This is a genomic window from Bacillus sp. SJZ110 (genome assembly GCF_006715455.1).
GTDB classification, from domain to species: domain Bacteria; phylum Bacillota; class Bacilli; order Bacillales; family Bacillaceae; genus Bacillus; species Bacillus subtilis.
In genome coordinates this window covers 791,848-813,133 of record NZ_VFNF01000002.1, presented here as the reverse complement: position 1 = coordinate 813,133, position 21,286 = coordinate 791,848, and the positions used below count along the sequence as shown (strand labels likewise).

The 21,286-nt window shown below is 42.9% G+C and carries 19 protein-coding genes; all 19 read right to left on the bottom strand.

The window, feature by feature from the left end; all coding sequences use genetic code 11:
* Positions 1 to 148: 148 nt before the first annotated feature.
* The 19 genes from FB592_RS09785 to asd all read right to left on the bottom strand — a co-directional run bounded on the left by FB592_RS09785 (position 149) and on the right by asd (position 21,197).
* Positions 149 to 1,324: a serine hydrolase domain-containing protein gene (locus FB592_RS09785; RefSeq protein WP_015715899.1), complete on the bottom strand. Its 1,176-nt coding sequence runs from the start codon at positions 1,322 to 1,324 to the stop codon at positions 149 to 151.
* 167 nt (positions 1,325 to 1,491) lie between these two features.
* On the bottom strand, positions 1,492 to 2,538 hold the full coding sequence (gene recA / locus FB592_RS09780; protein WP_003245789.1) for a recombinase RecA: 1,047 nt from the start codon (positions 2,536 to 2,538) through the stop codon (positions 1,492 to 1,494).
* 172 nt (positions 2,539 to 2,710) lie between these two features.
* Positions 2,711 to 3,961 carry a competence/damage-inducible protein A gene (locus FB592_RS09775; protein ID WP_003231847.1) on the bottom strand — a complete coding sequence of 417 codons (1,251 nt, stop codon included), beginning with the start codon at positions 3,959 to 3,961 and terminating at the stop codon, positions 2,711 to 2,713.
* Between the two features lie 17 nt (positions 3,962 to 3,978).
* Entirely contained in the window at positions 3,979 to 4,560 is a 582-nt protein-coding gene (gene pgsA, locus FB592_RS09770) for a CDP-diacylglycerol--glycerol-3-phosphate 3-phosphatidyltransferase (RefSeq protein ID WP_003244753.1), read from the bottom strand.
* A gap of 49 nt (positions 4,561 to 4,609) precedes the next feature.
* The gene (rodZ, locus tag FB592_RS09765) at positions 4,610 to 5,524 is read right to left on the bottom strand and encodes a cell shape determination protein RodZ (RefSeq protein ID WP_021479276.1); all 915 of its coding nucleotides are present in this window, start codon (positions 5,522 to 5,524) and stop codon (positions 4,610 to 4,612) included.
* An 18-nt stretch (positions 5,525 to 5,542) separates the two neighbouring features.
* Positions 5,543 to 6,334: a DUF3388 domain-containing protein gene (locus FB592_RS09760; RefSeq protein WP_003220998.1), complete on the bottom strand. Its 792-nt coding sequence runs from the start codon at positions 6,332 to 6,334 to the stop codon at positions 5,543 to 5,545.
* A 129-nt stretch (positions 6,335 to 6,463) separates the two neighbouring features.
* The gene (locus FB592_RS09755) at positions 6,464 to 6,721 is read right to left on the bottom strand and encodes a DUF3243 domain-containing protein (protein WP_003245199.1); all 258 of its coding nucleotides are present in this window, start codon (positions 6,719 to 6,721) and stop codon (positions 6,464 to 6,466) included.
* Positions 6,722 to 6,801: 80 nt separating this feature from the next.
* Entirely contained in the window at positions 6,802 to 7,530 is a 729-nt protein-coding gene (gene ymfI, locus FB592_RS09750) for an elongation factor P 5-aminopentanone reductase (protein ID WP_015483236.1), read from the bottom strand.
* Positions 7,531 to 7,584: 54 nt separating this feature from the next.
* Positions 7,585 to 8,871 (bottom strand): EF-P 5-aminopentanol modification-associated protein YfmH, encoded by a 1,287-nt coding sequence (yfmH, locus tag FB592_RS09745; RefSeq protein ID WP_141949464.1) that lies wholly within the window; start codon positions 8,869 to 8,871, stop codon positions 7,585 to 7,587.
* The gene (gene yfmF / locus FB592_RS09740; RefSeq protein WP_021479277.1) at positions 8,868 to 10,148 is read right to left on the bottom strand and encodes an EF-P 5-aminopentanol modification-associated protein YfmF; all 1,281 of its coding nucleotides are present in this window, start codon (positions 10,146 to 10,148) and stop codon (positions 8,868 to 8,870) included. Before yfmF ends, yfmH begins: the two co-directional genes overlap by 4 nt.
* 179 nt (positions 10,149 to 10,327) lie before the next feature.
* Complete coding sequence (gene bcbE, locus FB592_RS09735) at positions 10,328 to 11,539, bottom strand: bacillibactin exporter BcbE (protein ID WP_141949463.1); 1,212 nt, start codon at positions 11,537 to 11,539, stop codon at positions 10,328 to 10,330.
* 138 nt (positions 11,540 to 11,677) lie between these two features.
* A complete protein-coding gene (locus tag FB592_RS09730; protein ID WP_003245732.1) occupies positions 11,678 to 12,403 on the bottom strand; it encodes a GntR family transcriptional regulator in 726 nt (241 codons plus the stop codon).
* Between the two features lie 143 nt (positions 12,404 to 12,546).
* Positions 12,547 to 14,910, bottom strand: coding sequence for a DNA translocase SpoIIIE (spoIIIE, locus tag FB592_RS09725; protein WP_049140032.1), 2,364 nt, complete (start codon positions 14,908 to 14,910; stop codon positions 12,547 to 12,549).
* Positions 14,911 to 15,040: 130 nt separating this feature from the next.
* Complete coding sequence (locus FB592_RS09720; protein ID WP_003231871.1) at positions 15,041 to 15,253, bottom strand: YlzJ-like family protein; 213 nt, start codon at positions 15,251 to 15,253, stop codon at positions 15,041 to 15,043.
* Positions 15,250 to 15,987 carry a translocation-enhancing protein TepA gene (gene tepA / locus FB592_RS09715; protein WP_003245712.1) on the bottom strand — a complete coding sequence of 246 codons (738 nt, stop codon included), beginning with the start codon at positions 15,985 to 15,987 and terminating at the stop codon, positions 15,250 to 15,252. Before tepA ends, FB592_RS09720 begins: the two co-directional genes overlap by 4 nt.
* 115 nt (positions 15,988 to 16,102) lie before the next feature.
* Entirely contained in the window at positions 16,103 to 17,770 is a 1,668-nt protein-coding gene (gene rnjB, locus FB592_RS09710; protein WP_038428971.1) for a ribonuclease J2, read from the bottom strand.
* Positions 17,771 to 17,947: 177 nt separating this feature from the next.
* Positions 17,948 to 18,820: a 4-hydroxy-tetrahydrodipicolinate synthase gene (gene dapA, locus FB592_RS09705; RefSeq protein ID WP_014476832.1), complete on the bottom strand. Its 873-nt coding sequence runs from the start codon at positions 18,818 to 18,820 to the stop codon at positions 17,948 to 17,950.
* A gap of 30 nt (positions 18,821 to 18,850) precedes the next feature.
* On the bottom strand, positions 18,851 to 20,065 hold the full coding sequence (gene dapG, locus FB592_RS09700; RefSeq protein ID WP_015483233.1) for an aspartate kinase: 1,215 nt from the start codon (positions 20,063 to 20,065) through the stop codon (positions 18,851 to 18,853).
* Between the two features lie 91 nt (positions 20,066 to 20,156).
* Positions 20,157 to 21,197: an aspartate-semialdehyde dehydrogenase gene (gene asd / locus FB592_RS09695; RefSeq protein ID WP_014479807.1), complete on the bottom strand. Its 1,041-nt coding sequence runs from the start codon at positions 21,195 to 21,197 to the stop codon at positions 20,157 to 20,159.
* Positions 21,198 to 21,286 lie beyond the last annotated feature (89 nt).

Genomic DNA, 21,286 nt, shown 5'->3' with positions numbered 1-21,286 from the left:
AAATGGTTTAACAATCATGTTAAAAAAACAAATGTTACAACTTCATTGTAAATGTGTCGGAAATACTTGTCAAGCTTGCCATCTTAACGTTTGCAGGCCAGTCGTCTTTTCACGTGCCGAATGTAATTCATCCAAAGAAGATCACCAATCATTCTTGATTTAGAAGCTGGTATATTTTATTGTTCACTTGGCCCAATTTAGCATTATTTTGAATGTTTGAGAACAAAATAACAATGGTTTGCCCCGATTTGCTAAAGCTGTTCAAGATATTGAAGCCCGGCATCACACCATGGTTTGAATAGCTTCCGGGAGCAACATAAAATCCCATGCCGTATGTAGAGCTGCTCCCTGGCGTAAACATCTTTTCATAGCTATTTTGCGAATACAGTTTTCCGTCTATCAGCGCTTGGTCAAATTTGTACATATCTATAGCGCTCATATAAATATCACCGGCTCCATACAGCTGGGATAGATCAGGTATATACGGTGTAACTGTTTTGCTGCCCTCCATCTTATACCCGACAGCAGGATAAGGTTCTTTTTCATATGTTTTGTAAAAGCCTGCATGCGTCATTCCCGCAGGTTTAAAAATATGATTCTTTATGTACTGTTCATAGGGCTCACCGCTTACTTCAGCAATAATATAAGCGAGAACAGAATAGTTGGAATCCTTGTAGTCCCATACGCCCGGCTGACGTTTGATTCCCTGCAGTTCTATGTCTTTTATTAAATCGTCCGGCGTAATGGCGCCGTTTCCTTCAATATGTCCGTTTATCCCCGATGTATGTGTAAGCAGATTCTTCAAAGTAATCGTTTGTCCGTTAGGAAAATGAGGTAAATACGTACTTACCGGATCACTTGTCTGAAGTTTCCCCTTTTCCTCAAGCTGCAAAATAGCAGTTGCAATCAGCGCTTTTTGTGATGAACCGACATAAAAAGATGTCAATGGATTATTTTGAATGTAGTGTTTACGGTCAGCATAGCCAAAACCTTTATTTGTTACAATTTCTCCATTTCTGACAATCATGGCTGTTCCGCTGAAACCGATCTCTTCTAAATAATTGCTGATTTTTTGGTTTCGATCCACTGTTTTGATTTGTTCCTCTGATTTTTTGGCAGTTTTCTTTTTGACCTCTTTTTTCTGATCGGTATTTGAAACCGCTGCAGTTTCTTGAGATGGTTCGTTTTCTTCACTATTTCGATGAAGAGCATTCCAAATCGTAATGCAAACCATCACTGCTAAAAGACCAAGCAACAGTTTTCCTCTTTTATTTAGTTTTCTCCGTCTGCGTTTCGCAGTTCTTCTGCGGGTTGGGCTTGTCATTCATTTTTTCCTCCCAAAATAAATTCCATTTTGCACACGTTTTGTTAGACGAATAAAGCCATAAAAAAGTTGTCAAAAAAAGCAATATTTTTATCATTTTTTTGCAAAATACAAAAAAGCTGAGTTTTTCACTCAGCCTTTTGTATCATTTGAAACTTATTTTATTTTTATTCTTCAAATTCGAGTTCTTCTTGTGTCTCTTCAGCTTGCTGCTGCACTACTCCGTTATTATCCAAGCCGTAATGTTCGCGAATTTGCTCCTGGATCATCAGCATGATATCTTTATTTTCTTTCAGGAATTGTTTTGCATTTTCACGGCCTTGGCCAAGACGCTCTTCTTCATAAGAGTACCATGAACCGCTTTTTTGCACGATATCAAGTTCAGTTCCTAGATCAATGATTTCGCCTTCTTTTGAAATGCCTTCTCCGTACATAATGTCAACCTCGGCTGTACGGAACGGCGGAGCCACCTTGTTTTTCACGACTTTGATTTTCGTTTTGTTCCCCATTACGTCGTTGCCTTGTTTCAGCTGTTCAGCACGGCGCACTTCAAGACGCACGGAAGAGTAGAATTTCAACGCACGGCCGCCAGGAGTTGTTTCCGGGTTCCCGAACATAACGCCGACTTTTTCACGAATTTGGTTAATGAAAATCGCGATTGTCTTCGATTTGTTAATGGCCCCTGAAAGCTTACGAAGCGCTTGAGACATTAAGCGTGCTTGTAAACCGACATGAGAATCTCCCATGTCGCCTTCAATTTCCGCTTTCGGAACGAGAGCGGCTACAGAGTCGACAACGACAATGTCAACTGCCCCGCTTCGAACCAATGCTTCCGCAATTTCAAGCGCCTGCTCGCCTGTGTCAGGCTGAGACAGTAAAAGCTCCTCGATGTTAACACCGAGCTTTTGCGCGTATACCGGATCTAACGCATGCTCCGCATCGATAAACGCGGCTTGTCCGCCCTGCTGCTGAACTTCAGCAATCGCATGAAGCGCCACAGTTGTTTTACCTGAGCTTTCAGGACCGTATACTTCAATAATCCGTCCGCGAGGATATCCGCCAATTCCCAGTGCTGTATCAAGAGCGAGGGAGCCGCTTGGTACAGTAGAAATTCTTGTATCTGTCTTTTCTCCCAGTTTCATAATGGAACCTTTGCCGAACTGTTTTTCTATTTGTTTAAGAGCCATATCTAAGGCTGCCTGACGATCACTCATTCTATTTTTTCCTCCTTTATGTTACCACTACATATACTATACCCTGTTTGAAGGGATTTGCCAAGAAAAAAGCGAACGCATATTCGGATTTTTTCTTGGCGTGATTCCTATCAAAATATCATAATGTATCAGAGAAATCATGTTTTCTTAGGAGGATAATGTGCTGAAAATATTATTTTTGCTCTAAAAGCTTTAAGATTAAATGGCAGCCGTATTTAGCGCCGCGTTTTCTGATCCCCGTTCTGGAGCCCGCAAAGTGAAACTCGTGAACCTCTTCTTTACCATTTGCGGAAATGCCGATAAACACATGCCCAGGCTCATGCCCTTCTTGAGCATCAGGTCCTGCTACACCAGTAAAGCTAATGCCGATATCGCTGCCAGTGAGTTTTTGAACACCCTTAGCCAGTTCGGATGCGCACTCCTTGCTGACCGCCCCAAAACGATCTAATGTTTCCTTCTTGACACCAAGCACATTCTGCTTCACGTCGTTTGTATAGCAAACAACGCCCCCGGCAAATAATTTTGAGGCACCGCTATGATCCGTCAGCCATTCAGAAAACAGCCCTCCGGTAAAACTTTCTGCCGCAGAAATTGTAATGCCTTTTTCCTTGCACGCTATAGATAGCTCTTTTACAAGAGAAGTATCATCGTAACCATAGAAAAATTCACCGACACGCTCTAAGATAACGGCCTCTGTTTCTTTTAACAGACGCTCTGTTTCCTTTTCATCGGCGTGTTTGGCTGTCAGACGCAGCGTCACCTCTCCATCAGCCGCCAAAGGCGCAATTGTCGGATTGGTTTGCGCATCAATAATATCTTCCAAATCGGCTTCAAGCTGAGATTCACCGATACCGAAAAAGCGAAGAACGGTTGACACAATTTTTTCATTTGAACCCATCTTTTTCAGCAGAAGAGGCTTTGCCTCGTTTTCAAACATTGGACGCAATTCGCTCGGCGGTCCAGGAAGAAGCATATAATAGCGCGATTCATGCTCTGTGAGCATTCCCGGGGCCATTCCAAAGTGATTCGCCAGCACGTCAGAACCTTCGATCACAAGCGCCTGTTTTCGGTTATTAGGTGACATCGTGCGTTTTGTTCGTTTGAAATAGTCCTCAATGGATTGGAATGCCTCATCATTTAACACAAGCGGACGTCCCAGCGTATTTGCAATCGTTTCTTTCGTCAGATCATCTTTTGTGGGTCCAAGCCCTCCTGAAAAAATAATGAAGTCAGAGCGTTCTTCAGCAATGCGGATGACCTGCTTCAGCCGCTCCGGGTTATCTCCGACCGCTGTATGATAAAATACGTTGACCCCGATTTCAGCGAGCTGTTTGCTGATAAATTGAGCATTTGTATTGGCGATTTGGCCAAGCAGCAGCTCTGAACCGACTGCAATTATTTCTGCTTTTTTTGGAAATTCCATGACGAAGTCCTTCTTTCTTAGTTAGATGTTTTTAACGCTTCCCAGTTTTTAGAGAAATATTCCCATCCTGAGACGACAGTAAAGAAGACGGCTACCCACAGTGCCAAGTCTGCAAACGGGAATGACACAAGTTCAAATGGAAGATTATGAAGAAGCAATGCGGATACCGCAATAATCTGTGCCCAGGTTTTGATTTTACCAAGCATGTTAGCAGCTACGACTTCTCCTGTTCCGGCTAAGACAAGCCTTAAACCTGTCACGGCAAACTCCCTGCTGATAATCACAATGACCATCCAAGCTGGAGCGAGATCAAATTGAACAAGGATAATTAACGCTGCGGATACCAGCAGTTTGTCCGCAAGCGGATCAAGAAATTTCCCGAAGTTTGTTACGAGATTCAATTTTCGGGCATAATACCCGTCCACCCAGTCTGTTGTAGATGCAATAATAAATAGAATGGCCCCCGCCAAATGTGCGACCGGGATCGATTCGTCTCCAACTTCGAGCCTGCCCCAGTCAAACGGCGCCAGCATGATAATCATGAAGATTGGGATTAATGCGATTCTAGCTAGTGTGATTTTATTTGGTAAGTTAAACATAAAGCCCCTCCAATTTCATACTCGGACGTGAAGAAAAGTCATCTGGTAATTAAGATGACTTTTCTTCCTTTTTATTTACAATCTTTATAGTTTGTGCCATCACTTTTTTCGGATCAAGTTCATATGAAAGAACCTTACCGTTGATTTTTATTTTCAGATTAGGTGCATATCCGGTGCGGATATCAACTTGTTTCTGATCAGTTATGTCTTTTTTATAGGTCTCGTCTTTTTTCAGCGTTCCTTCTTTTAAAGAGCTGCTGTTTTCATCGCGCACTCGAATCCAGGAGCTGTCTGATGCCTTCAGTTCCAGCTCGATTTTATCAGCGCCGGACACTTCATAAGTCGTTAACGATCCTTCAGTGCCAGCAGCTTTAATCTCCAGCTTATCACTGTCATTTTCTTTTTTCTTATCTTCGTTTTCTTTCGTTTCTTTTTTAGTGTCTGTCTCTTTTTCAGAGCTGTTATTTTGATTCTCTTTCAGCGTTGAATCTTTAGGGATTTCGTACTTGCTCTCACTTTGCGTAATTGCTTTTTCTGATGCCGCATTGTGATCATCACTGTTTTTGTGATTGGCAAACTGAATGATCGCGTACACAATGGCAATCACGACAATCACGCCGAGAATAACAAGTATCGTTGGCAGCAGCTCCAGCGCCTTAGATGCTGGCTTTGGCATTTCCTTTTGAAGATTCATGCCGGAGATCTTTTCAGACACATCGTCATGATACGTATTAGGGATATCTTTTTTATGCTCCTCAAACAGCTGATCCGCATCAAGCCCAACGGCTTCTGCATATTGCTTGATGAATGCCCGAACATAAAACTTCCCCGGAATAATGTCATAGTTTCCTTCCTCCAAGGCGGTTAAATACCTTTTTTGAATCTTTGTTGCCGCTTGGAGATCATCCAATGACATTGCTTTTTCCTCTCTGGCTTCTTTGAGCCGGATTCCTAGTTCAGTCACAACAAACACCTTCCAATTTTAAAAATCAAAGCTTGAAAACCCGGATTGATCAAACATTTGGGGTTCCTCGGCATGTTCATATGTAATAACCTCATCAGGGTCATTTCTCAGTTCAATAATATAATCAAAGTCATCTAGTGTATACTCTGTATTTTGAACGAATATGTCCGGATGCTCCACCACTTTTGTTGCAGGCAGCCGCATGATTTCTCGGACCAGCTGGAGATGGCGTTCCGATCCTCTTCGTGTTGACACAATTCCGTCAACGATAAAGACATTTTCAGTGCTGTATTCATCGGCAATCAGCTGGCTTCTTATCGTCTGCTTCAGCAAGGTTGATGACACAAACAGCCACCTTTTGCTTGCACACACACTAGAGGCTACAATCGATTCCGTTTTCCCGACACGCGGCATACCTCTGATTCCGATTAATTTATGGCCTTCTTTTTTGAACAATTCGGCCATAAAATCGACTAATAAGCCAAGCTCGTCCCGTTCAAAGCGGAACGTTTTCTTGTCATCGGCATCCCGTTGAATATAACGGCCGTGGCGTACGGCAAGTCGGTCGCGAAGCCTCGGTTCTCTAAGCTTCGTTACTTTAATTGTTTCCATCGTTTTTAAGATTGATTCTAATCGTTTAATTTGATCTATATGGCGGCACCTGAGAAGCATTCCCCTTCTGGAAAGATCGACGCCGTTTATCGTTACGATGTTGATAGAAAGCATCCCAAGAAGAGATGAAATATCCCCGAGCAGTCCGGGGCGGTTCACTTGAATTTCATATTCAAAATACCATTCGAGCTTTGCCAAATGATATACCCCCTTCATTGTGGCAAAATTTTACCTTCCTTTATCATAAAGCATTTTTCTCTAATTAGAAAGAAGAATGTTGCTGTGATGAGGAAAACATAAAAAAGAGAGGAAAAATCCCCTCTCTTCCTAGTGAGTGCTGTTATTTTCAACAAGCTTAACCATCATATTGGCAATGGCGTGCTGTTCATCTTTTGATGCTACACTCCAAAGATCTGCCAGCACTTTTTCCTGCTCGTTCTTAGATTCCACTTCATTAGCCAAGTAGCTGCCGATTTCTGTCGCAAGATCTGTAATCGTATCCTGGCTCATACCTTTATCTTGCGCATAGTTCAGACGGTCGCCAAGGAAGTTTTTCCAGCTATCCCAGTTTTCTAATACTGACATGCTTGTTTCCTCCATTTCATGTGAAGTTACAAGATTATTGTGTCCTTCACAAAAGAAACTATACACCGAATATTTTCGTGTCAACAGTGCCAGCCGCCATTCACCGACAGAATTTGGCCGGTGATATATGACGCTTTTTCAGACAGGAGAAAAGCTGTTGCATCAGCAATTTCTTGCGGCCGGGCCAGCCGGCCGATCGGAATCTCATCAGCGATCTCTTCTTTTTCAGCCGGGGTAAATTGATTCATCATATTTGTATCAACTGCACCTGGCGCTACTGCGTTTACCCTGATTCCGCTTGGTGCCAGCTCCTTAGCCAATCCTTTTACAAATGAATGCTGAGCTCCTTTTGCCATGCTGTACAGTACTTCACAGGATGCTCCAGTCTCTCCCCAAATCGAGCTGACAGCCACAATCGCTCCCGATTTATTCCGAATCATGCCTGGCAGAAGGTTTCTCGTCAGCATATACGGACTTGCCACATGAAGCTGAACCATTTCCTGAACCGTTGCGTTATCTACATCCGTAATCAGCCCAAAATGGCTTCGTCCGCTGTTTAAAACAATCGCATCAATCGGCTGAACAATTGAACTTGTCAGCTTATCTGCTCCATCTTGCGCAGACAGATCAGCTTGTAATATCTCCGCATTTACGCCAAACATCTGACTTAGTTTTTCAGCAAGCTCCGCTGCCGCGTATTGATTTGTATTGTAATGCAGCAGCAGATTGTATCCCTTAGCCGCAAGGGTTTCGCTGATGCTTTTGCCAATGCCGCCGCTTGCTCCGGTGATTAGTGCTGTTTTGTTCATCCTCTTTCCTTCTTTCCGCAGAAAAACACCCCTCACACTGGAGGGATGTTTTATTTATGATTTAGGAACAACCTTGCAGACAGTCAGCCTGTCTGCAGCGATTTCCTCTTGTATTACGTTCTGGACATCCTCAAGGGTAATCTGCTCGAGTACCGTTACAACGTCAAACAGGCTCATATCCAAGAACGCATAACGGGTAAATTGATTGGCGATGTATTCAGGGGAATTCAGCGCTTTTAAGAATGTACCAATCTTTTTCTTTCTGGCAAGTTCAATCTTTTCAGCAGTAATCAGTTCACCGGCGCGCAAAAGCATGCTTGAAATGTCTTCAGCCAATTGATCAGGCTCAGGCGTATCTCCGCCGATCGCCGCAAAACCAAACCCATATTCAGCAGTAAAATCAAAGCTAAACGTTTCGTCAATATATCCTTTTTCATAAAGTGATTCATACTGGGCAGAGCTTTTGCCAAAAAGAGCTTCAAGCAATAAGTTCATTGAAAGTTCATGCTTTAAGAGCTCTTTGCCTAATTTAAACGGATTTTTGGATTTCAGCCCAACAAGGCATTTCGGTCCCTGCACGTTCATTTTGATCTCTTTTTCTTTTCGGAAAACCGCTTCTTGCTCTTTCACTTCTTCCCGTTTGATCTCCGGCTGATCAGTATACGGCTTTTTCCCCTGGTTTTCTCTTACCTGAGAAATAATCGCTTCAGGATCTACAGGTCCGACAATGAAAAGGAGCATGTTACTCGGGTGATAAAACGTTTCATAGCATTCATAAAGAAGGTCTTTTGTAATATGTGAAATGCTATCCACTGTTCCCGCTATGTCAATTCTGACAGGATGCTCTTTGAACATGTTTTCAATGACCCCGAAGTAAAGCCTCCAATCAGGGTTATCGTCGTACATATTAATCTCCTGCCCGATAATCCCTTTTTCCTTTTCAACCGTTTTTTCAGTAAAATATGGGTCCTGTACGAAATCGATAAGCGTCTCTAAATTGCGTTCAACATTTGATGTGCTTGAGAAAAGGTAAGCCGTTCTTGTAAATGACGTAAACGCATTGGCAGAAGCCCCCTGTTTGCTGAAATCTTGAAAAACGTCTCCGTCCGCTTTCTCAAACAGCTTGTGCTCAAGAAAGTGAGCAATCCCGTCCGGCACGTGAACCATCTCGTTTTTACCTAAAGGGACAAACCGGTTATCTATCGAGCCGTACTTTGTTGTAAAGACCGCATATGTCTTGTTGAAGCCTTTTTTCGGCAAAACGTAAACATCAAGGCCGTTGGACATTTTTTCATGATACAGCGTCTCTTGAAGCTGTTCATATTCGATTGGTTTGATCAAGATGCACCCTCCGTCCCTTTTAAGAAATAAGTCGTATCAAGCTGAATCTTTTCGCCGGCTTTAATGATATCCTCTTTTGTGACATTCTCAATATTGGCAAGAAAGTCTTCGATAGGAATCTCGACTTGAGCAGCGGCCTGCTGATATAAAAACTCAGATAAACCGTATGCTGTATCAATCGTTTCCAGCACTTGATTTCGAATGACAGCCTTTGTCTGTGCTATATCCTGCTCACTGAAATCGCCATTTTTCATTGCCTGGAATTGCTCAGCAATAATCGAAACCGCCTGTTCATAATTTTTCACTTCAATGCCTGACATCACCATTAACAAGCCTTTAAAACTTTCTATACGCGAAGCCGCGTAGTAAGCAAGACTGGCTTTTTCCCGAACATTAATGAAAAGTTTAGAATGAGAGAATCCGCCGAACAATCCGTTAAACACTTGTAAAGCAGGATAATCCTGATCTGTATAAGTGATGCTGGTGCGGTAGCCGATATTCAGTTTTCCTTGCTTGACATCCTCTTCATCAATTACTTCTTTTGGCTGAACTTTTTCATCAGCGTGATTGTTTTCAATCGTGCCAAGAGTGCGCTCTTCTGTTTTGAAATACTTATCAATTGCCGATTGTACCTGGTTACTGTCCACGTCGCCAACTACATATAAATCAAGCTGGTCTTTTTGGATAGCGCTTTGGTATGTTTCGTATAATTGCTCTGCCGTAATGTCATCGACATCGTCGATTTCACCATTGACATGAAGCGCGTAAGGCTCATTTTTGCACATTTCCTGTATCAGCCTTAAATTTGAAAAGCGCATTTTATCATCATAGACGGCTTGGATTCTTTGCTTAAGCGTCCGTTTTTCTTGAGCCACATATTGTGACTGAAAAGCATCTCCCTCCAAAGCAGGTGAAAAGACGATTTCTGCAAGAAGCTGGAGCCCTTTCTCAAGTAGCGGCGTTTGGTCTTTTAAATATTTTTCATTTGGGATTTCAAGCCTGAACGTAATGACGTGCCGCTCTCCTTTTTTCGTAAGATCAGCGGATACTGACGTGCCGTACAGCTCATCCAGGTATGAACGCAATTCTGCGGTTTTCGGATGGCTTTTCGTTCCGCGAAGAAGCACATGCGGGAGCAGCGCTCTTTTGGTGACTTGATCCTTTGTCAGCGGCGCAAGCATCTTAAAAATAAGCGAGACGGTTTTGAATTTTTCTGTTTTTACAATGTGTGCGGTTAAACCGCCGTGCTTTGATTTGAGTTCATTAACATATGACATATGGAACCTCCTTCGTTCATTTCTTAATTAGTATGTATTATGACCAATTTTCAGCATTCGCAGAAACACTCTTTCATGTAATTATAGCAACTGTAGGATTTATAAGGAAACAATAACCTCCGCATGCTGTATAGGTACAGTTGTAAACTGTGCAAGAAAGCGCAAAAAAAGACGGCTGGCTAGACCGTCCCTAAGTTTTTTTCTTCTTCTTCACTTTTTTTAGCATCTACAGTAAAGAGCACTAAAAATAAAGAAACGATGCTGCAAAACGCCGAGAGTATGAAAATAATCCAGTTTGCATTAGACATTAATGCAGCAAAAACAGGTGGACCGAGAGCTACTCCTATAAAGCGCATGCTATTGTAGAAGGAGGAAATGGTTCCGCATTGTTCACTTTCAATCCCTTCGGTTATCAATGCATCTAAAGCAGGAAGAGCCATTCCAGTCCCAATCCCGCCAAAGCTTAAAAAGACAAATAAAAAATAAAAACTGTGGTTCCACCACAAGGCAATAAACGAAAGGGTTAACAGAATCATTCCTGTAACAACGCAAAATTTCATTCGGCCTTTATCTTTACCGATCTTTTTGCCAGCTATAAAAGAACTGGTTGACAAAAACAAAAGTGGGATTGCCAGTAATCCGCCTTTAGCTACTCCGTCAATAGCATACTTGTTCTCCAGCGTATCTGATAAATAAAATAATACGCCAAATAACAAAAACATAATGACACACCCGATAATGAAGACCGTATAAAGCCAGCGACCATCCTGTTTAAAAATTTTCTTCACACTCTTAATAAACTCAGAAACAGCAGGCGCATCTTCATCTTCTTCAGGCTTGGCCACCAAAAACAATACGAGCAAAAAGCTGATCAAACAGAAAAACGGAATAAACCAAAACGGTACAAACCAATACCAAGAAGCCAGTAAGGCTCCAAGTATGGGACTCAGTACCTTCCCTGACGTGTTGGCGGTTTCAATATCGCCAAGACCAGCGCTGACCTTTTCATCGTCTCCTTTAAACAAGTCGCCGATAAACGGCATGACGATCGGAGCGGCACCTGCAGAACCAATGCCTTGAAGAACCCGCCCCGCCAAGATCATAGCATAAGGATTTTTCATATAGGTCGAGGCAAAAGCAGCTACCGCTCCCCCCAATCCTGCAATGAGGAGGCATGGAAGCAATATTTTTTTTCTCCCGAAACGATCCGACAAATATCCGGCAATCGGAATGCAAATAATTGCTACTACTGAATATACAGTAATGATTAAAGACACTTGAAATGAAGTCACAGACAGCTTTTTCTCCATCATCGGAAGAACAGGAATCAGCATGGAGTTCCCGAGTGTCATCACAAGCGGGACGGAAGACAATGCAATAATATTTTTCATTCCATTTTTCTCTCTCAACATTTTCACCCATTCACTTTCTTGTCATCCCTTATATATTGCGTTAACCGGAATGAAAGTATGTACAAAGAAACATGAATCAGTGCAAATAAAAAAACAGACACATACAGGCGTCCGTTTTTAGAATCGTTTACGCAAAACATGAAATCTGAATTTATCTGCTCTAAAATAATTTAAAGAATAAAGCACCGGTTTATCGTGCTGATCGTAATGGGTTTGTTTTAACAGCAAAAGAGCTGTTTCCGGATCGCATTCAAGTACTGGAGAAATTGTATCGTGATAACCGATCGGTTCTATATCAGTTACTGCATAGCTGATTACGGAGCCTGAATTTTTCTCAAGCAGGTCAAACATAGATTCTTGCTGATGAGAAAAAGAATTCGGCAAAATATTCATCGGAATTTTATCTATACAATACACAATCGGCTGTCCGTCAGCTGTCCTGACTCGTTCAAGGTAAAAAAGTTCTTGCCCTTCTGCCAAATGGAATCTCTTCGTATCATCTTCAGACGGCATAAGCACTTGTGATGATAGAAAAATCGTGCCAGGGGTCATATTCGCCTGTTCTATCATCTTGGTTACACTGTTCAGCTGTTCAATGCCCGAAAGAAATAACGGCTTAGAATGGACAAAAGTGCCTACACCATGCCTTCTGATAATCACATGCTCTTCTTCCAGTATCCGCAAGGCTTCTCTTAGCGTCGCTCTGCTGACACCAAGCTTTTTGGAAAGCTCAAATTCAGAAGGCAGCTTTTCCTTCTCAGTGTAGATCCCATTTTTTATATCCTCTTTAATTCGTTCAATTACTTTCAAATACAAGTGCCGATTATCAGCTTTTGTAGACATGTTTCCCCTCCGTAAACCACTTTCGATAAAAATTATTGAACAATTGGGACAACTATATCATGTTTTGTCGAAAAAATAAATAGAAAGGTGACCAGTTTACATAATGTTATTATTGACAACTATATAAAGCGGAACTCCCTTCATTAAGAAGAGAGCTCATCATATTTCTCTTTTGATAATAATACTTCCCTAGGTTTGCTGCCTTCATACGGTCCGACAACACCGCGTTCCTCCATTGCGTCAATCAGGCGCGCCGCTCTCGTATAGCCGATTCTGAATCTTCTTTGCAGCATTGAAACAGATGCCGTCTGCATGCCGACGATTAATTCAACAGCTTCATCATAAAGTTCATCAGTAACCTCGGAATGAGTTTCCGTTGTCTCCTCAGGAATCATTTCTTCTTGATATTGCGCTTTCTGCTGCGTAATCACATGGTCGACGACCTTCTCCACTTCGTCATCCGACAAAAATGCTCCCTGCACACGGACAGGTTTGTTAGCCCCTACAGGTAAAAACAGCATATCGCCGCGGCCAAGAAGCTTCTCAGCGCCACCCATGTCAAGAATGGTCCTTGAATCCGTCTGTGAAGATACGCTGAACGCGATTCGTGACGGAATGTTCGCTTTGATCACCCCTGTGATAACATCCACCGATGGCCGCTGTGTCGCAATAATAAGATGGATGCCGGCAGCCCGCGCCATTTGGGACAATCTCGTAATCGAATCTTCCACATCAGATGAAGCGACCATCATGAGATCGGCAAGCTCGTCCACAATGACAACAATATAGGGCAGCTCTGGCTGTTTCGCTCCTTCTTCATTGTTGGCGCGTTTTATATAATCATTGTATCCTTCAATATTTCTTGTACCCGTATGAGAAAATAATTCGTACCGCCGCTCCATTTCATTGACAACCTTTTTCAAAGCCTGCGACGCTTTTTTCGGATCGGTTACAACCGGAGCAAGCAAATGCGGAATCCCATTGTAGACATTGAGCTCTACCATTTTAGGATCGATCATCATCATTTTCACTTCATGCGGTTTCGCGCGCATTAAAATACTTGTAATAATGCCGTTGACACAGACACTTTTCCCGCTACCGGTTGCGCCTGCGACCAAAAGGTGGGGCATCTTGTTTAACTCAGCCAATACAGCTTCACCTGAAATATTGCGGCCGAGTCCAATTAACAGCTTCGCATCCGGTCTGTCATTCAATTTAGACTCCAGCACTTCCTTCAGCGAAACCATTGCCACTTCTGCGTTTGGAACTTCAATTCCGATTGCTGATTTGCCTGGTATAGGCGCTTCGATCCTGATATCCTTCGCAGCAAGCGCAAGCGCTAAATCATCGCTTAAATTGACAATTTTGCTAACCTTCACTCCGACATCAGGATATACTTCATATTTTGTTACGGCCGGTCCGAGATGAACCTGTGTGACTTTCGCCTTTACGCCAAAGCTTTGGAATGTGCGTTCAAGCTTTCTGGCATTTTCATAAATATTCTTTTTATCAGCCTGCTGGCCGGTATGCTTCGGATCTGCCAGCAAATCCAGTGACGGCATCTCGTAATCCTTATTTTCGAGCTCTGTAAAGGTCATAGAAGGAGCAGAAACAGTTTCCTGATCACCTGTCTCCGGTTGGATGTCCTGAAGCGGCTTCGACACAGGTTCGGCGCGCTTTTCTATAACTGGAGACTCTTCCTCTTCATTACGATCAGAAAAGCTTGAGATAATCGGCTCTGAATGAATAAGAGGCGATACTGTTTCATAATCCCCCTCTTCATTAGGAGGCTCCGGTTCCATTTGCTGTTTTTTGCGGGCCGGTTTTTGTTTTTTGCTCGGCGCTTTCGTTTTTTTCGATGACTGCATATTTGATTTGAAGGATTTCATATCATCAATAAATGCTAACCATTGTTCTTTTATAAAACGTCCAATCGGGCTCATCCACTTTTTTAGCGTTTCTTGTAGCGAGCGTCCTGTTACTAAAATCATTCCGATTAAAATCATGACAATCGCCATGATCTGAGAACCAGTCGACGCAAACAAAAAGTGTGAAGCCGCAAACAGCAGCGCACCGATCATCCCTCCGCCTAAATCAGGTGAAGCAGAGCTGCCATTCATGTCCATTAAAAACAATTCCCACGTATTGCGCACCACGCTTGCAGACTCAATAGACCCTTTGTGCGTCAAATTTTTAAATAGCTGCACGTGAGAAAGCAGCAATATGCTTGCGATGATACAGTACAACCCGGCCTTTCGTCTCGTTAAAAGGCTTGGGGTTTTTTTCTTCCAAAACAGTGAGACTCCTAACACCAATAAACCTAACAAGCATAAAATAAACCACTCTCCAGCAAAAAAGCGGAACAAATAGATAAACGTTTGCCCGACTACCCCCAGCTGCAAGATTGCGATAATTGAAATGGCTATACACAGCAATCCGTTAAGCTCGTATTTTATATTTAGCTGTTTCGCCTGTTTTTTTCTTGATTTTCGTTTTTTCTTTGCCACACTCATCACCTTACTGCGTTAAAAAATGTAAGTTCATACATAATGAAGAAAGCAGCCGTTTACAGGCTGCGTTTTTTCTGTAGGATTCCCCTATTATAGCATATTTTGCCCTTAAAAAAGGATTGGATTCTTATACGTTTAATTTCAGCTTTTGTCCGGGTGAAATGTCCGGATGCAGAAAATGCATTGGATTGGTGCTCATGATTTGAATGACTTCCGCTTCATTCCCTTTCATTTCGACTAGAAGCGGTACACCTTTATATTCAATTTGCTCATGTGCGCTTGTCTCTTGGTTCTGTTCTGCAAACACAATTTCCTGCGGCATCACGGTATAAAGAATCATTGAATCATCCGTCCTTCTTCTTTCCTTGCTTCGTCGATGAGCTCATTCAGTTTATTGATTGCCTGTCCGACACCGCCTGCGTGATCGATCAATCCGTATTTAACTGCATCCTTACCGACTACATTTGTTCCGATATCCCGTGTTAAGTTTCCTTTTGAAAACATTAGCTCTTTAAATTTCTCTTCGGTTATATTGGAATGGCTTGTCACAAATTTAACAACTCTTTCTTGCATCTTATCCAGGTATTCAAACGTTTGCGGCACCCCGATGACCAGCCCGGTGAGCCTAACTGGATGAATCGTCATCGTTGCTGTTTCGGCGATATAGCTGTAATCACAGGATACAGCAATCGGAACGCCGATGGAATGCCCCCCGCCAAGCACGATAGAAACGGTCGGTTTCGATAAAGATGCAAGCATTTCCGCTATTGCAAGACCAGCTTCAACATCTCCTCCGACAGTATTTAATATGATCAGCAAGCCTTCAATTTTGGGATTTTGTTCAATTGCCACAATCTGCGGGATGACATGTTCATATTTTGTTGTTTTGTTTTGCGGAGGAAGCTGAACATGGCCTTCAATTTGTCCGATAATGGTCAGACAATGAATATTTGTATCTTGGGGCAGCTGCGGAAGCGTCGTTTCACCAAGCTGCTGTATTTTATTCATAATGCTGTCCTTCGCATCATTTTTTTCAGGACGCTCTTCTTCTGTGTTTTCCATACGATGATCCATCTCGCTTTCATCCTTTCCGAGTTTCTCTTTGTATTATGAACAAAGATACTTCATTCAATCCCGGCTTGAAGGACAAAAAATAAAGACCGGAGCAGCTCCGGTCTTTAGTCAGTCATTATACTTCCATAATAATTGGGATGATCATCGGTTTACGTTTCGTTTTTTCATAAAGGAATTGGTTCAAAGCATCCCGCATTGCCTGCTTCAGCGTTGACCATTCGACATTTGATGTTTCAGTCGCTTCTGTCACGATGGACCGGACGAGCTCAGTAGCCTGTACGATTAGACCTTCAGACTCTCTTACATAAACAAAGCCGCGAGTGATAATTTCTGGTCCTGATACAAGATTTTTCTTTTGTTTATCAAGTGTAATGACAACGATTAAAATTCCGTCCTGTGAAAGCAAGCGGCGGTCTCTCAATACGATATTGCCGATATCACCGACACCTAAACCATCAATTAAAATATTGCCGTAAGGAACTTTATCCCCAATTTTTACGTTTTGGCCGCGGAATTCAACGACGTCTCCTTTTTCAATTAAGAAGATGTCACTGCGCTTCATGCCGGTTTCTTCAGCGATTTTTGAATGAGCTTTTTGCATTCTGTATTCGCCGTTTACAGGAATCAAATATTTTGGTTTAAGCAGGTTGATCATCAGCTTTAACTCTTCTTGTGAGCCGTGGCCTGATACATGAACACGCTTTTGGGCAAAGATGACTTGTGCACCGGCTCTCGCAAGAAGATCTACTGTTTTAGAGTAAATGAGTTCCTGCCCGGGAATCGGAGTTGACGCAATGACCACCGTATCCCCTTCTTCAATGTTCAGCTGTTTGTGAGCTTTGTTTGCCATTCTTGTCAAAGCAGCTAATGGTTCACCTTGGCTTCCGGCTGTAATAATGGCCACTTCGCGCTTCGGATATTTTTTGACATCCTGTACAGAAATAAACAATTCATCATCTGCTTCAATGTATCCTAACTTTCTCGCCAGCTGCAGGACAGATTGAAGATTTTTTCCGGCTACGGCAATCTTTCTGCCATTTTGAGCCGCTGCATGAATGACTTGCTGAATCCGGTTAATATTGGATGCGAATACTGCAATAATCACCCGGTTCTGTGAATTATACAGCGCATCCGAAATTTCTCCGCTGACAGCCGCTTCCGAAGGGGTGTAACCCGGCCGTTCTGCATTTGCACTGTCAGAAAGCAGAGCGAGCACGCCGCTATTACCGATCTTGGCGATCTCGCCAATGTCGCACGTCTGATTAAGTGCAGGTGTTTGGTCAAATTTGAAGTCTCCCGTGCATACAATAGATCCAAGTGATGTTTTAAAGCTCACACCTACAGAATCAGGAATGCTGTGAATCGTTCTAAAGAACGATACTTTTGTTGATTCAAATGTAATGACAGATTTTGAGTGAATTTCTCTTAAATCAGTTTTTCGGTTATGTCCGTATTGTTTTAATTTCTCTCTTAACAGTGCAAGCGTCAGTTTTGTTCCGTACACTGGAACGGACAGCTTGTTTAATAAGTAAAAAACGCCGCCGATATTTTCATCGTGCCCGTGCGTTAAAAAGATTGCCTTGACGCGGTCAGCCCGTTCAATCAAATATGATATGTCAGGAATCACTACATCAATACCGAGCATTTCGTTTTCTGGATGCATAAGGCCGGCATCAACGACAAATATGTCTGAGTCAATTTCAATGACATAAAGGTTCTTCCCAATCTCTCCGACACCGCCAAGGGCGATAATTCTAACGTTTTCTGTATTTTTCTTTTTCAAAATCTATATCCTCCTAGTCTCATACCCGTCCATCATCACTTGTTCCTATTATAACTGAAAGTAAATTTAGAAAACAAGATAAAGCAGAAGGTTTAGGGAAAACCAATATGTAAAAGAAACGGTCAAACTCAGCTGGATGTGAGAATGACCGCGTTTGTTTCACTGTATGAAATTTTCTTACAGTTCGCTGATCGTGCTGCTTAAGCTCAGACGTTCATCCTCAGTTAACGGGACTAGAGGCAGACGCACAGAACCGACATCAAGACCTCTCAGCTGAAGCGCTGTTTTGACTGGAGCAGGATTAGGCGCTTTAAACAGTTCCTTCATAATCGGCAGCAGTTTCTGATGGATCAGTGCCGCATTAGCTGTTTGCCCATTCGTATAATTTTTGATCATTTGCTGCATATCAGAGCCTGCAATATGGCTCGCCACTGATACAACTCCTCTTCCTCCAACTGAAAGAATAGGAAGCGTCAGAGCGTCATCCCCTGAATAGACATAGAAGTCTTCCGGTGTTTCAGCAATAATTTTTGTAATCGCTTCTAGGTCTCCACTCGCTTCTTTAATCGCAACCACATTCGGAATGTCCGCCGCCAAACGGATCGTCGTTTCAGGAGCAAGAGAAGCAACCGTACGGCCAGGAACATTATAGAGCATAACCGGAAGAGATGTCTCTGCCGCAATTGCTTTAAAATGCTGGTACATTCCTTCTTGAGAAGGTTTATTGTAATACGGGGTAACAAGCATAACAGCGTCCACGCCCGCTTCCTCAGCTTTTTTTGTCAGCTTAATGGAATCTTTCGTGTTGTTGCTTCCAGTACCAGCGATAACGGGCACCCGTCCGTTTACTTCTTTTACCGTATATTCAAAAAGCGCAATTTTTTCTTCAGTTGAAAGGGTCGGAGATTCTCCAGTTGTTCCCGCTACTACTAAAGAATCCGTTCCGTTTTTCAACAAGTAATCAATCAGTGTAGACAGTTTTTGAAAGTCTACGTTCCCTTTATTGTCAAAGGGTGTAATCATCGCTGTAGACACATTTCCGAAATTCATTTTATTCACCTCATCATGATTCAATCACATTTACTTCGAAAGTTCAAACACTTCATGCAAAGCGTTTACAGCAGGAACCATATCCGCTTCATGGACGAGCACCCATATCGTCGTATGGCTGTCAGCCGACTGAAGGATCGGAATTTCTTTTTCTGAAAGAGCCGATACAATTTTGGACGTAACACCGGGAACACCCATAATGCCCGCGCCGACCGCCGATACCTTCGCGCAGTTTCTCGTCACCATTGGATCATAGCCCATATCCATTAAAATACGCTGAGCTGTTTCTGTTTTATTTCCGGCTACCGTATAGACGATTTCACTAGGTGTAATGTTAAAGAAATCGACACTGATTCCAGCGTTTGCCATAGCCTTGAACACTTCAGTCTGAACATTATACTGGCCGATTTTCGCAGGCACTTTGAACTGCGTGACATCTTTGACATGTGCGATTCCCGTAATCAGCCTTTCAAAAACATCACTGCCGACCTTGGAAGAGTGATGTGATGTCACCAATGTACCTTTATCATTCGAATAAGTCGAACGGACGCGGATCGGAACCTTGGCCTGCATTGCGATTTCCACCGCACGCGGATGAATGACCTTGGCCCCCTGATACGCCAGGTTGCAGATTTCCGTATACGTCACAACAGGAAGCGGTTTTGCATTTTCCACCACTCTTGGGTCAGCAGTCATCACGCCTTCTACATCGGTGAAAATATCGATGTATTCCGCATCAACAGCTGCTCCGAGTGCGGCTGCAGACGTATCGCTGCCCCCTCTGCCGATTGTAGTTGTATCACCCTTTTCAGTTGCGCCCTGGAAGCCTGCGACGACTACCGCATCATGATTGGCGAGCACACTGAATAAACGCTCCGGTTTCATTTCAATGATTTTCGCATTGGTATGCTGATCATTCGTTAAAAAGCCAGCCTGAGCCCCTGTCAGCGCAGCTGCTTTCACACCGTTATCAAGCAGCATGCTTGTAAAGACGACAGAGGAAATAGTCTCTCCGCAAGATAAAAGCAAATCCTGCTCCCTAGGAGAAATCGCTGACTGATCGCCGTAAAGCAGCCCGAGCAAAGAATCTGTTGCATACGGGTCCCCTTTTCGGCCCATCGCTGAAACGACAACGACAACCTTATATCCTTCACTGATTGCTTCTTTAATATGCCCTAAAGCCAGTTTGCGGCCTTTATCATCTTTTACTGATGTTCCGCCGAACTTTTGAACAATTATCTTCACTGTTTTCACTCCAAATTATTCGGACGTAACAGAAGAGAGCAGGCTGATAGCGCCTTACTCTCTTCTATTCGTCTTTAGAAAATTCTCTCTTTTATACGAGGTTTAGTTTTTTCAGGCTTTCTGCAATTTGAACAGAGTTCCATGCCGCGCCTTTTAATAGGTTATCAGAAACAACCCATAAATGAAAACCGTTTGCTCTGTCCAAGTCTTTGCGGATGCGGCCTACAAACACATCGTTTTTGCCGACAGCATCAGCAGGCATCGGATAAAGCTGCTGGCTTGGATCATCCTGAAGTGTCACGCCCGGAGCTTCTTTCAATAAATTTTTAATATCTTCAACGGTAGCGTCATCACGGTCTACCTCAATGTAGACGGACTCTGAGTGCCCAGTTTGGATTGGCAGTCTCACACATGTAGCCGCAACTTGAAGGTCAGGCATGTGCATGATTTTTTTCGTTTCATTTATCATTTTCATTTCCTCAAACGTATAGCCGTTATCTTGGAATTTATCGATTTGCGGAATCGCGTTGAAGGCGATTTGATAGTGTTTTTTGTCACCTTTTACAGGCATGATCTCAGGCTCTATTTCTTCTTTATTTAAAATCGCCTGTGTTTGGCTGTAAAGCTCTTTTACAGCTTCATTACCCGCTCCTGATACTGCCTGGTAAGTTGATACGATGACCTTGTTTAAGCCATATGCTTTGCGGATCGGTTCAAGTGCCGCAACCATTTGGATAGTAGAGCAGTTTGGATTGGCAATAATGCCGTTGTGTTCATGCAAGTCTGCCTCATTCACTTCTGGCACAACAAGCGGTGTATTTTCATCCATGCGGAACGCGCTCGTATTATCTATAACAATAGCGCCGCGTTTTACAGCTTCTGGTGCCAATGCTTGTGATACGCTTCCGCCGGCGCTGAACAAAGCAATATTTACCCCTTCAAAGCTCTCAGGAGAAGCTTCCTGAACAGTCAGCTCTTGGCCTTTAAACGTGACTTTTGTCCCCGCAGAGCGTTTTGAAGATAGCAATGTAAGTGTGTCCATTTCAAAGTTTCTGTCTTCAAGTGTTTTAAGCATTTGTTGTCCCACAGCCCCTGTCGCTCCGACAACAGCTACGTGTAAACCTCTTCCCATCTGTAAAACTCCTTCCGCCAATCAGCTTCATTGAATTGATTTGACTATGATTTTACGTTTTATTTTACCATAGAATATGCGGGTGATGA